The sequence below is a fragment of the Streptomyces sp. NPDC006365 genome, from assembly GCF_042870755.1.
GTDB lineage: Bacteria > Actinomycetota > Actinomycetes > Streptomycetales > Streptomycetaceae > Streptomyces > Streptomyces xiangluensis.
This window is the reverse complement of sequence record NZ_JBIAHS010000003.1, coordinates 103,464-115,476: the sequence shown is the minus strand read 5'-3', so window position 1 is coordinate 115,476 and position 12,013 is coordinate 103,464. Positions and strand designations below refer to the sequence as shown.

At 68.0% G+C, this 12,013-nt stretch carries 10 protein-coding genes and 3 pseudogenes; 11 read left to right on the top strand and 2 right to left on the bottom strand.

Features of this window, described 5'->3' with window-relative positions; all coding sequences use genetic code 11:
- Nucleotides 1-12: 12 nt before the first annotated feature.
- Genes ACFYO0_RS09660 through ACFYO0_RS09635 form a run of 6 tightly spaced genes read left to right on the top strand, consistent with a single transcriptional unit; the run spans nucleotide 13 to nucleotide 7,849 of the window.
- Complete coding sequence (locus ACFYO0_RS09660) at nucleotides 13-1,794, top strand: ABC transporter permease (protein WP_388673003.1); 1,782 nt, start codon at nucleotides 13-15, stop codon at nucleotides 1,792-1,794.
- Nucleotides 1,787-2,917 (top strand): ABC transporter ATP-binding protein, encoded by a 1,131-nt coding sequence (locus ACFYO0_RS09655; protein ID WP_388673001.1) that lies wholly within the window; start codon nucleotides 1,787-1,789, stop codon nucleotides 2,915-2,917. The genes ACFYO0_RS09660 and ACFYO0_RS09655 overlap by 8 nt, the downstream gene beginning before the upstream one ends.
- A 33-nt stretch (nucleotides 2,918-2,950) precedes the next feature.
- Nucleotides 2,951-4,042 carry an isocitrate/isopropylmalate dehydrogenase family protein gene (locus ACFYO0_RS09650; RefSeq protein ID WP_388672999.1) on the top strand — a complete coding sequence of 364 codons (1,092 nt, stop codon included), beginning with the start codon at nucleotides 2,951-2,953 and terminating at the stop codon, nucleotides 4,040-4,042.
- Nucleotides 4,039-4,632, top strand: a complete 594-nt coding sequence (locus ACFYO0_RS09645; protein WP_388672997.1) for a hypothetical protein — start codon at nucleotides 4,039-4,041, stop codon at nucleotides 4,630-4,632. Before ACFYO0_RS09650 ends, ACFYO0_RS09645 begins: the two co-directional genes overlap by 4 nt.
- Complete coding sequence (gene acnA / locus ACFYO0_RS09640) at nucleotides 4,629-7,337, top strand: aconitate hydratase AcnA (RefSeq protein ID WP_388672995.1); 2,709 nt, start codon at nucleotides 4,629-4,631, stop codon at nucleotides 7,335-7,337. The genes ACFYO0_RS09645 and acnA overlap by 4 nt, the downstream gene beginning before the upstream one ends.
- A gap of 29 nt (nucleotides 7,338-7,366) precedes the next feature.
- Nucleotides 7,367-7,849 carry a hypothetical protein gene (locus ACFYO0_RS09635; protein ID WP_388674276.1) on the top strand — a complete coding sequence of 161 codons (483 nt, stop codon included), beginning with the start codon at nucleotides 7,367-7,369 and terminating at the stop codon, nucleotides 7,847-7,849.
- An 82-nt stretch (nucleotides 7,850-7,931) separates the two neighbouring features.
- Here the strand turns inward: ACFYO0_RS09635 and ACFYO0_RS09630 are convergent.
- Nucleotides 7,932-8,198 (bottom strand): annotated as a pseudogene (locus tag ACFYO0_RS09630) (TetR/AcrR family transcriptional regulator); the annotation flags it as partial.
- A 286-nt stretch (nucleotides 8,199-8,484) separates the two neighbouring features.
- On the opposite strand from ACFYO0_RS09630, the pseudogene ACFYO0_RS09625 reads away from it, so the two are divergent.
- Nucleotides 8,485-8,694, top strand: a pseudogene (locus ACFYO0_RS09625) ((2Fe-2S)-binding protein); the annotation flags it as partial.
- A gap of 147 nt (nucleotides 8,695-8,841) precedes the next feature.
- On the opposite strand, the pseudogene ACFYO0_RS09620 reads toward ACFYO0_RS09625, so the two are convergent.
- Nucleotides 8,842-8,955 (bottom strand): annotated as a pseudogene (locus ACFYO0_RS09620) (XdhC family protein); the annotation flags it as partial.
- Between the two features lie 429 nt (nucleotides 8,956-9,384).
- Here ACFYO0_RS09620 and ACFYO0_RS09615 point away from each other — a divergent pair.
- The 4 genes from ACFYO0_RS09615 to ACFYO0_RS09600 all read left to right on the top strand — a co-directional run bounded on the left by ACFYO0_RS09615 (nucleotide 9,385) and on the right by ACFYO0_RS09600 (nucleotide 12,009).
- The gene (locus ACFYO0_RS09615) at nucleotides 9,385-9,966 is read left to right on the top strand and encodes a TetR/AcrR family transcriptional regulator (protein WP_388672993.1); all 582 of its coding nucleotides are present in this window, start codon (nucleotides 9,385-9,387) and stop codon (nucleotides 9,964-9,966) included.
- Entirely contained in the window at nucleotides 9,878-10,381 is a 504-nt protein-coding gene (locus tag ACFYO0_RS09610; protein WP_388672991.1) for an NAD(P)H-binding protein, read from the top strand. The genes ACFYO0_RS09615 and ACFYO0_RS09610 overlap by 89 nt, the downstream gene beginning before the upstream one ends.
- A 60-nt stretch (nucleotides 10,382-10,441) precedes the next feature.
- Complete coding sequence (locus tag ACFYO0_RS09605; protein ID WP_388672989.1) at nucleotides 10,442-11,329, top strand: phytanoyl-CoA dioxygenase family protein; 888 nt, start codon at nucleotides 10,442-10,444, stop codon at nucleotides 11,327-11,329.
- A gap of 203 nt (nucleotides 11,330-11,532) precedes the next feature.
- Entirely contained in the window at nucleotides 11,533-12,009 is a 477-nt protein-coding gene (locus tag ACFYO0_RS09600; protein ID WP_388672987.1) for a 4-oxalocrotonate tautomerase family protein, read from the top strand.
- Nucleotides 12,010-12,013: the final 4 nt, after the last annotated feature.

Sequence of the window (12,013 nt, the reverse complement as noted above, 5' to 3'; positions counted from 1 at the left end):
CGCTGAGAAACCATGTCCGCTACAACGACGCCGACATCGCCGCCGAGCAGCGACAGCCCGCCCCGGACCGGCGGTCACCCGGCACCCAGGTACCGGCGCGTCCTCGGCCGCGGACGCGAGGTGTGGCTGCACTACACGGTCATCATCGTCCTCGCACTTCTCGTCCTCGCGCCTGTCGTGCCGACGTTGTACCAGTCACTGCTCGACCGACCGCTGTACGAGGCCGGCGGCGTGCTCAGCCTGGACAACTACGTCAAGCTGTTCACCGAGGCCGGCTTCGGCCGGGTGGCTCTCAACACGGTGCTCTTCGCGGGGCTCACGACCGTGTTCACGCTGCTCATCGCCATCCCTATGGCGGTGGCCGTGGTGCGGACGAAGATTCCCGGCGGACGGCTGCTGGCCGGCGCCATGCAGTGGCCGTTCTTCATCTCGTCGCTGATCCTCGGCTTCGGCTGGATCACCATGTATGGGCCCGCCGGGTTCGTCAGCGTGAAGGTCAGCGACGTGCTGGGCTCTGTCCCCTGGAATCTCTACTCCATCCCGGGAATGGCGCTCACAGAGGCCGTCGCCCTGGCGCCGATCGCGTACACGTTCTGTGCGGGTGCGTTGCGTCAGAGTGACGCCTCGCTGGAGTCGGCCGCCCAGGTGTGCGGAGCGGGACCGCTCCGCATCCTGTTCCAGGTCATCCTCCCGATGCTGCGCCCGCCCATCGTCTACAGTTCCATCCTGGTCATCTCGATGTCCGTGGAGACGCTCAGTGTGCCGCTGCTGTACGGGCAGCCGGCCAACATCCAGGTCTTCTCGACCTTCCTCTACCGCAACGGCCTCCAGTCGACCAATCCCGACTACGGAGTGCTCGGCGCCGCCTCCGCCCTCATCCTCTTCGTCACCGTCGGCCTGGTCGCCGTGCAGGCCAAACTCCTCAAGGATGCCCAGCGGTTCGTCTCGGTGCGCGGCAAGGCCACCCGTCCCCGCCGCCTCGACCTGGGCTGGCTGAAGTGGATCAGCCTGCTCTCCATCGTCTTCTACGTCGTGATGGGCGCCCTCGTGCCCATCGTGGGCCTGATCTTCCGTTCGTTCACCCTGGTGTTCAGCCCGCTCCAGTCCCCGCTGAGAACCCTGACCACGGCGAACTACGAACGCATCTTCAACTACACCGCCTACACCGACTCCATCATCAACAGCCTGATCGTCGCAGGCGTCGGATCGGTGCTGGTGAGCGTCCTCGGTCTGCTGGCCGTGATGGTGGCGCGCCGCTCCACCTTCCGCTTCCGCCGGGCCACCGAATACCTGGCGCTCGCCCCTCAGGCGATGCCCGGCATCATCGTCGGCATCGGCCTGTTCTGGGCCTTCGCCTACGCCCCGTTCAACATCGGCACAGTGCTCCAGGGCTCCCTGTGGGCCATCATCATCGGCTTCGGACTGCGGGCCCTGCCCACCGGATTCGGATCCCTGGCACCGTCGATCATGCAGATCGGCCAGGAACTCGACAACGCGGCCCGGGTCTCGGGCGCCGACTGGATCAAGGCCTTCACCATGATCCTGGCCAAGCTCCTCACCCCCGCGTTCGGCGGTGCGCTCGTCCTCACCTTCGTGACGATGCTCAAGGAGTACTCCCCGGCCGTCTTCCTCGGCTCGGCCGACAGCAAGATCATCGGTACGACGATGCTCGAACTGTGGGTCCAGGGCAACACCGGCTCCGTCGCCGCACTGGCCGCCCTGCAGATTGCCATCACCGCGGCCTTCGTCGGGCTCGCCGGACTCCTCCTGAAGGGACGTAACACCGATGCCTGACGTCAAGGTCTCGCACCTCAACAAGCAGTTCGGCACCAATGTCGTCCTCGACGACATCCACTTCACCATCAGGGACGGCGAGTTCTTCACCCTTCTCGGCCCCAGCGGCTGCGGGAAGTCCACCACCCTCAACTGCGTCGCCGGACTTGAACAGCCCTCCGGCGGCTCGATCTCCGTCGGCGACACCACCTTCGTGGACACGGAGAGGAAGCTGTTCGTGCCTCCCGAGGGCCGCAACCTGGGCATGGTCTTCCAGTCCTACGCTCTCTGGCCCCACAAGACCATCGCCGCCAACCTCGCGATGCCGCTCCAGATCCGCAAGGTCGGCAAGGCCGAGCAGCGCCAGCTCATCGACGACGCCCTGGACAAGGTCGGCCTGTTCCATCTGCGCGAGCGCTATCCGCACCAGTTGTCCGGCGGCCAGCAGCAACGCGTCGCTCTCGCCAGGGCGCTGGTCTACTCGCCCAGCGTCCTGCTCCTCGACGAGCCGCTGTCCAACCTGGACGCCAAACTCCGCGAACAGGCCCGCGCCTGGCTCAAACGGCTCCAGGAAGACCTCGGCATCACCACCGTCTACGTCACCCACGACCAGGACGAGGCCCTCGCCCTGAGCGACCGCATCGCGGTCATGTCCGGCGGCCACATGCTCCAGGTCGGCACGCCCCAGGAGATCTACGAGACCCCGGCCACCGCCGAGGTCGCCGCATTCGTCGGCCGCTGCAACTTCCTCAAGGCCACGGTCACCGAAGCCACCCGGCACGGAGCCGTCCTGGAACTGGCGGCCAACGACCAGGCCGTGTCGGTCACGACAACCCAGCGACTGGGTGCGGGCGACACCGTCACCGTCGCCATCCGTCCCGAGCGCCTCTCCGTGCTGGCGGCTCCCGACCAGGCGGCGCCGGGCGCCAACGTCATCAGCTCGGAGGTGCTCACCAGCTCCTACCTGGGCTCCCGGTTCGAGTACGACCTCAAGGTCGGCGACCTGGTCGTCCAGGTCGTCAGCGACCGCGGCGGACTCACCGGCCAGGTCAGCCTCAGCGTCCAGCCTGAGGCATGCCTCGTCTACACCGACACCGCCGTGCTCTCCGAGGATGCCCAGGCTCTCCTGACCGTCACCGGCTGAATTCCCCACTCCTCCAGAGACACAAGGAGTCCCGTGACCCCCACCGGCACCCCCCGCCGCTACACCCTAGGTGTCCTGTACGGCGACGGCATCGGCCCCGAGATTGTTCCCGCCTCGGTCCTGATCGCCGACGCCGCCCTCGCGGCCACCGGCGCCCCGTCCATCGACTGGAGGGAACTGCCCCTGGGCTTCCGGGCCATCGAGGAGTTCGGGCAGGCAACTCCCAAGGCCACCCTCGCCGCCCTCGCCGAGACCGACGGATGGCTGCTCGGCCCGCACGACAGCGCGGCCTATCCCGAACCGTTCCGTTGTGAGCTCAACCCCAGCGGCACCATCCGCAAGCACTTCGACCTGTACGCCAACGTGCGCCAGGCCAAGGCGTTCGAGGGCGGCCACCCCGTCGTCCCCGGCACCGACCTGGTCATCATGCGGGAGAACACCGAGGGCTTCTACGCCGACCGCAACACCCACCGCGGCACGGGCGAGTTCATGCCCACGCCGGACGTCGCCATGGCGATGGGCATCATCACGCGCACGGCATGCGAGCGCATCGCCCGGGAGGCGTTCGAGCTGGCCGCGCGACGGCGCAAGAAGGTCACCATCGTGCACAAGGCCAACGTCCTCAAGCTGACCACCGGACTGTTCCGCGATGTGTGCCGTGAAGTCGCCCTGGAATACCCCGACATCACCGTCGACGACTTCCACCTCGACGCCATGACCGTGCATCTGGTCCGGCGGGCGCACGAGTTCGATGTCCTGGTCACCGAGAACATGTTCGGCGACATCCTCTCGGACCTGGCCGGCGAACTGGCCGGATCGCTGGGCGTCGCACCGTCCCTCAACGCCTCCCAGGACCGCGCGATGGCACAGGCGGCACACGGCTCCGCGCCGGACATCGCCGGGCAGGACCTCGCCAATCCGGTCGCGATGACCCTGTCCACCGCCATGTTGCTGGACTGGTTGGGCGCCCGGTACGAGGACGAGGCACTGACACGCTCCGCACGGATCGTCGAGGAGGGCGTGACCTCGACCCTCGCGCGGGGAACGAGCACCAAGGACATGGGCGGGTCGGCGGGGTGCCGCGAGTTCGCCGAGGCGGTCGCGGCCTCGATCGGGCGACTGTGAGCGGGCACCGGGCCGGTCGCCCGCCCACAGCGGCCGTCATCAACGCCACCTCGGCGTCGGTGGAGCCGGCCAGGACCGCCCTCGCCGAGGGCTACCCCGAGGCATCGGTGTGGAGCCTGCTGGACGACCGCCTCATCAGCGACGCCGAGGCGTCCGGCGGGCTCACCCCGGCCCTGTCTGACCGGATGCTGTCCCTGATCGCCTACGCCGTCCACGGCGGCGCGGACGCCGTCCTGCTGTCCTGCTCCATGTACGGTCCGGTTCTGGAACAGGCCCGCCGGGAACACAGGCTGCCCATGCTCAGCTCGGACGAAGCACTCTTCGCCGAGGTCGCCCGTCGGCGGTTCGGCAGTGTTCTGCTCCTCGGCCACCTCATCCCGGCAGTTCAGGACTCGGTGAATCGGCTGACGCGGATGGTGATCCTCGGCATGTTCTCCCTCTCTCCCGCGCGCACGGGAGTGGAGAAGTCGCTCGGTCTGCCGGTCCTGAGCGCTCCGCTGCCGGCGGCCCGCGCCCTGCGCGAGCGGGTGGCAGCGGGGGCCTGGAACCGGCTCTCCGAATCCGAATCAGCCCCTACGGAGGCATCATGAGGGGCCGTAACCATCTGGCGGGCTCCGGGCTGGACACACTGGGCACCCGGGCGCGCCTCGAAGTCGCCGGGCAGTCGCTCACGTACCACCGCATCGATCGGCTGGCCCCCGCCGACCTCCCCGTCAGTCTGCGGATCCTGCTGGAGAACGTGGTGCGCTTCCACGACGGCACGAGCCGGGGCGACGATCAGGCTCAGGCGATCCTGGCGCGCGGGGCCAGGGAGACACCGGTCGACCTGTACGCCTCGCGGGTGTTCCTGCACGACACCAACGGGGTGCCGACCGTCGTCGACCTGGCCGCCATGCGGGACGCCATGGCCACCCTGGGAGGCGACCCCGGGCTGGTCAATCCCGTCATCGCGTCGGAGCTCGTAGTCGATCACTCGGTCATCGCCGATGTCTTCGGACGGCCGGACGCGCTGACCCGCAACGTCGAGCTGGAGTACGCCCGCAACGGCGAGCGGTACCGCTTCCTCAAGTGGGGACAGCAGTCGCTCAAGAACTTCTCGGTCGTGCCGCCCGGCACCGGGATCATGCACCAGGTCAATGTGGAGCACCTCGCCCGCGTGGTCATGGTCGAGGACGGCCTCGCGTTCCCCGATGTGTGTCTCGGCACCGACTCGCACACCACGATGGTCAACGGGCTCGGTGTGCTCGGCTGGGGCATCGGCGGTATCGAGGCCGAGGCCGCGATGCTCGGTCAGTCCATGTCCGCCCTCGTCCCGGACGTCGTCGGCGTACGTCTCACCGGCGCGCTCCCCGCCGGAGCCACGGCCACCGACCTGGTGCTCACCATCACGGAGTTGCTGCGGGCCCATGGAGTCATCGGTAAGTTCGTCGAGTTCCACGGCACCGGTGTCTCGGCCCTGCCGGTCGCCGACCGCGTCACCATCGCGAACATGAGCCCCGAGTTCGGCTCGACCTGTGCTCTTTTCCCCGTCGACGACGAGACGCTGCGCTATCTGCGGTTCACCGGACGGTCCGAGGCTCAGGTCGCTCTGGTCGAGGCGTACGCCAAGGAGCAGGGCCTGTGGCACCACCCGGCAAGCGCGCCCCGGTTCACGGGCACGGTCGACCTCGATCTGTCCACGATCGTTTCCTCGCTGGCCGGGCCCTCCCGGCCGGAAGACCGCGTTCCGCTGGACCAGGCCAAGGCCCGCTTCCGTACCGCCGTCGACTCGATCCGTAAGCAGGGCACGAACGGTGACACGGCCACTACCGCCACCGTCGTCATCGACGGCATCGCGCACGAGGTACGCGACGGAGCGGTGGCCGTCGCGGCCATCACCTCCTGCACCAACACCTCCAACCCGGCGGTGATGGTGAGCGCGGGCCTGCTGGCCCGGAACGCCGTCAGGGCGGGACTGCGCAGCAAGCCCTGGGTCAAGACCACCCTCAGCCCCGGCTCACGGGTCGTCATGGACTACTACCGGCGCGCCGGCCTGATCCCCGACCTGGAGGCCCTCGGCTTCCACCTGGCCGGGTTCGGCTGCATGACGTGCATCGGCGCCTCCGGTCCGCTCATCGGCCCGGTGTCCGAGGCGATAGCCGACACCGGTCTGACCGTCGCGTCCGTGCTGTCGGGAAACCGCAACTTCGAAGGCCGTATCCAGCCCGACGTCGCCATGAACTACCTGGCCTCTCCGCCCCTTGTCATCGCCTACGCCCTCACCGGCACGATGGACGTCGACCTCCGCACAGAGCCCCTCGGCCACGGCCCGCAGGGAGACCCCGTCTACCTGCACGACATCTGGCCCGACCCGGCGGAGATCGCGGCCGTGATGGCCGGGAGCATCGACGCGACGATGTTCACCGACGCCTACGCGAACGTCTTCGCCGGCGACCGCCGGTGGCAGGACATCAGCGTGCCGGCCACCGAGAGCTTCGCGTGGGAGGAGGACTCCACGTACATCCGCCGGCCCCCCTACCTCGACAACATGGCGAGGGAACCCGAGGCCGTACGGGACATCATCGGGGCGCGGGTGCTGGTGAAACTCGGCGATCAGGTCACCACCGACCACATCTCCCCGGCCGGCGCCATCACCGGGGGCAGCACCGCGGCCCGGTATCTCGCCCAACTGGGCGTACCCAGCAGTGACTTCAACACGTACGCCTCCAGGCGCGGAAACCACCAGGTGATGATGCGGGGCGCGTTCGCCAACGTCAGGCTCCGGAACCAGGTTGCTCCCGGCACCCGCGGCGGCCGTACCCTCAACTTCCTTGCGGGCGGCCGTGAAAGCCCGATCCACGACGCGGCGGCCGCCTACCGCGCGGCAGGCGTTCCCATGGTCGTCGTGGCCGGGCGGGACTACGGCGGCGGATCCTCGCGGGACTGGGCCGCCAAGGGCCCCGCGCTGCTGGGCGTCCGCTCGGTGATCGCGCAGTCCTTCGAACGCATCCACCGGTCCAACCTCATCGCCATGGGCATCCTGCCCCTGGAACTCCTCGACGGCGGTCCCGACGACCTGGCCCCCACCGCGGCCGAAGCGATCACTGTCGCCGGCCTGGAAACCCTCAACACCGGCCGCGTCCCGGCCACGGTCCGCGTTCTCTCCAACGGCCGCGCGTTCGCCGCCCGAGTCCGCCTGGACACCCCACGCGAGGTCGAGTACTTCCGCCATGGCGGAGTCATGCCGTACGTCCTGCGCGGCCTGCTCGCGGCTACAGCCGGCACAGCCGAGACGGCAATTGAAGTGCGCCCATGAACCCACTCGTCCTCCCAAGAGAGGAAACGATGACACCAACCAGGCGTGAATTCGGTGCGTTCGTCATGGCCGGCGTAGGTGCGACGGCGATCCCGTCAACCCCGCTCGCGGGGGCGGCAGAGGCCCGGGCCGCCGCCGAGGAGGTGCCCTGGGGCGGCCCGCTGGCGCCCGACCAGCCGCTGGCCAAGGCCTACGACGACGCGGCCAGGGCGCTGGCGGACGTGGACGACAACCCGATGATCCGCTGGCAGTACCGCGTGTGGTGCCAGACCGGCTATCGCAGCCCGGGCAGCGCGGGTACCGGGCAGCCCGTCGATCAACTCGTCGACCCCGCCACCGACTTCGTGTCTCCCAAGGGTTCCTCTACCGGAACCATGTCCGGCCCATGCCCGCGGGTGGGGTCCAGTTCCTGGACAACGCCTGGTACTTCGGCACCGACTTCACCGGGCTCGTGCTCGTCAGGAGTCTGGGGATGCGGCGCTGCGTCGGCCGGGGCGGTGCAGTGCCGATGACTCCGATCAGGCAACCGCACGCTGGCAACAAGGAACGAACCAGAGGAAACTCACTGCGCCCCGGGGGCTCCCACCCGCAGGCCAGGGCCTCGTCGGGTTTCCTGCTCCTCAGGAGCTGGGGCGCACAGTCGGCGAGTTGCCGCACCTCGCAGTGGTGGACCTCGAGGACGAGCGCCTCGCGGTTGGGGAAGTTGCGGTACATCGTCCCTTGCCCGACTCCCGCTTTTTTGGCGATCAGGCTGAGCGGAGCGTCCGCGAACCTCGACAGCTCGGTCAATGCCACCTCCAGGATGCGCTCGCGATTGCGTTGGGCATCCGAACGCTGAGGTATCTCGTTTTTCGGTTCCACTCGTCCTCCTCCCGGGCATGCCCGGTCTTCCCCTTGTTGACGGGTTGTTGACGGGATACACGTCCGCCGTCTTCCCGCGTATCGGACTATTGTCCGCTTAGGTGCTGCCATAACCGGCCCTGTGCGGCCGCTGTGAAGGGTCGATGACAGATGTCACCGGTGATCGCTCCGTCGCATCGCCTGTTGCCGACTCGGCATCCGATCCGACTCCTGACCGCGCCCCTGATTCGTCTGCCTGTCGAATCGTCGCCACGGCGTGTTCCGGGAACGAGACAGGAGGATGATCGTGCGCCCGACGCCTTCGGCGACGTCCAGGGCCATCACTGTGAACATCAATGGCGAGAGGCACCCGCTGTCCGTCGATCACCGCACTTCCCTCCTCGATGCTCTGCGGGAGCATCCCGGCCAGACGGGCACGAAGAAGCGGTGCGATCAGGGGGCGTGGGGTGTCGGCACCAGGCTGGGCTGCGACTGTCAGGTGTTCATTGGCGGACGTGTTGGCGCCGTCGCCATGCCATAGGGTGCCGACGAAGAAGACGGCTGAGCCGGGTGGCGTGACGGCCTTCACCTGGGCGTCGTCAGTCGGTTGGCGGTCGCCCGGAGTCCTCGTCGCTGTAGCCGACCCGCTCGGCGACACCCCCCATCATCGTCCTGGAGTGCACGCGCAGAGGTCATGCACGGCTCCTTTTACGCAGCCGCCGGAGGCCGATCCGATGGCTTTGCCGTCACGATCCATGGCGAGGGTCGCTCCAAGTCGCCGTGGTGCGCTGCCGCTGACGCCGCCAACGGTGGCCGCGGCGAACTCTCTGGTCTCTTCGAGTCATCGACTCAACTCTTGGCGATATCAAGCACTTGGACTCTCCGCAGACAGCACGCGATCGGGACGGACGGGCGGATGGCGTCGAAGTGGGTCGGGGCGTGCCGGACTGGTGGCGAGTACCACCGCCGCGCCCACGATTTCGATCTCGCCGGTTCCTTGATCCTGGCGGGGCGTCGGGGCCGGGCCCATCCACCCGTGCGCCTGATGGCCTGACCGAATGCCGGTCGCGTGCCACCGGCCGCTCGCCTCAGCTGCAGCTGGCGCTATGGTGAACCTAAGTGGACCGATGTCCGCTACCCGGAACATACCGGACAGTTATCCGGTTGGCAAGGGGTTGTGGGGGTGTGAGCCCGGAAGGAGGGGGGAGTGGAGTCCAGGAACGGCGGGCCTCAGCGCTCGGACGCACAGCGCAATCGGGAGCGGATTCTGGAGGTGGCGCTGGCCGAGTTGTCGCGTGCTGTGGATGTCCCGCTGAGTCTGATCGCCAAGAAGGCGGGGGTTGGGCAGGGCACGTTCTATCGCAACTTTCCCAACCGTGAAGCGCTCGTCCTGGAGGTCTACGGCCACGAGGTGCGACTGCTCACGGACGCTGCGACGGAACTGCTCAAAACCCGCGCGCCCGACCAGGCTCTGCGTGCATGGCTGGACCAGCTCGCCCGCTTCGCTGTCGCCAAGGCCGGCCTGTCGGACGCGATGCGTCAGATCGTCGGTACGACGGACGGCCCTGCGCAGCCGGGATACGCGCGGGTGGTCGCGGCGATCGAAGCTTTGGTCGCGGCCAATCACGAGGCCGGCACCATCCGTCCGGGGCTGACCACCGACGACTTCGTCCTGGCCATCGCCGGCATCTGGCAGATCGGTGCCCGTGGGGACTGGAAAGCCCAGAGCACTCGGCTCCTGGACCTCATCATGGACGGGCTGCGCGCGGGAGCGCCAGGGCGAGGGTGACGATCGGAAGGCCGAGATCTGTGGGGATGTCTCGGCCGCTGTGTTCGGGCAGGAGGCCGTCGTCTCCGCCCTCGGCGCCGGCGGATTGCTGGTCGCCAAGGAGTGCTTCACTCGCATGCAGGCTGCCGTGATCGGTGCGGCCAAGCAGCAGGAGGTTTCCCGCCTGGTGTGGATGTCGTCATTCAGTGCGAGGGCACCTTCGGGTCGGCGACCGTTCCACAGAAGATCATGTACTTCTACGGCCGCGACGGCCGCGATCGCAAGGGCCTCGGCGAGGTGGCCGGTGACCATGTTGCTGAGGCCGAGGTGGTGGATCAGGCCCTCCTCGCGCATCGCGGCGAGTGTGGGAGTCGAGGTCGGGACTCAGTGCTCAGGGCGGGCTGCCACCCTTGCCGTCCGGACAGCTGTCCACTAGGGTCTTCTCTGGAGATGGACAGCTGTCCGCTTTGCCGTCCTCACCAAGGAGCACAGCGTCATGTCTCAGTCACCCGCTCTTCCGGATCCCGGCCAGAGCCGTGTGGACACGATCGACTCGCTCGACGGCCTCCATACCGACCTGGCTCGACGGCACAGGGCCACGAAAAGCAGTGGGGCCACAGTGTCCGCCGCCGTTGTCGACGCCGACCTCGCCACCCTGGAACGCGACGGATACGTCATCCTGGACAACCTGCTCACCGAAACCGAGTGCGAGGACGTCCGGGCAGCCGTGACGCCCCTGCTGGACAGGGCAGGTCGTAACACTTTCGAGGGCCGGCTGACCCAGCGCGTCTACAGCGTCCTGAACAAGACGCGAGCCTGTGACCGCATGGTCGACCACCCGAGAGTGCTGGCCCTGCTGGACCAGCTGCTCCTGCCCAACTATCTGCTCTCCCAGCTCCAGGTCATCAACATCCAGCCCGGCGAGGACGCCCAGTTGCTGCACCACGATGATGGCATGTACCCCGTACCCCGTCCCCGGCCACCACTGAGCGCGGCCACGGTGTGGGCCATCGACGCCTTCACCGAGGAGAACGGCGCCACCGTGGTCCTGCCGGGCACAAATCGCTGGGGCGACCGTCAACCGGCAGAAGACGATGCCCGGGTGAAGGCCGTCATGTCACCGGGCTCCTGCGTCTTCTTCGTCGGCACTCTGTGGCATGGGGGCGGCGCCAATGCGTCCGCCGATGCCCGCTTGGCCGTCACCGCACAGTACTGCGAGCCATGGCTCCGGCCGCAGGAGGCGTTCACTCTGTCCACCACCCGTGACACGGTCCGCGTGGTGTCCGAGGACATCCGCCGGATGCTCGGCTACAGCATCCATCCGCCCTTCCTCGGAATGGTCGACGGCATGCACCCCAAGCGCCTGCTCGACGGCCGCTCCTGAAGGCTCATCACCCGAGTGTTTTGCTCCGCTCCGATGAACACGCTGGGACCTGCCCGCACAAGTCGGTCGAGGCCATGCATCTCTGTGCGTGGCGGGACGGTGGCTCGTGCGAACGCCTGTCGTCAAGCCAAGACTCGATATGACAGTCGTTATAGGCAGGTGTATGCTGCTGCTCTCTATAACGACCGTCATAGGAGGATGTCATGACCATCATCACCGTGAACGCACCGAAGGGGCGCCTGAGCCTTGAGCAGCGCCGTGAGCTGGCCGAGACACTGACGGACGCGGTGCTGGTACCCGAGGTGGGGCAGCGTGCGCCCGCCGCCCGGCCCGGGTTCCAGGTGCACTTCGTCGAGCGCGAGCGGGACATGATGGCCATCGGCGGCCGGCTCCTGGCGGACGCCGAGCCGGAGCTCGACGTGATGGCGATCGACCTCGCGGTCATGGATGCCGCCTGGCAGCCGGATGTGCGGGCCGAGGTCATCGAGCGCGTCCTGGCCGCACTGGCGGCGGCCTGCGGACTGGAGAAGCCGTCACCGGCGTGGTGGGTCAACTTCCGTGTGATCGAAGAGGGCAGTTGGGGGTCGTCCGGCGGCGTGCTGTCCGTCCTGTCGCTCCTTGAGAGCGGGGTGTTCACGGAGGAACGGGTCAAGGCGGTCCGTGCCGCGCTCGGTGCCTGAAGGC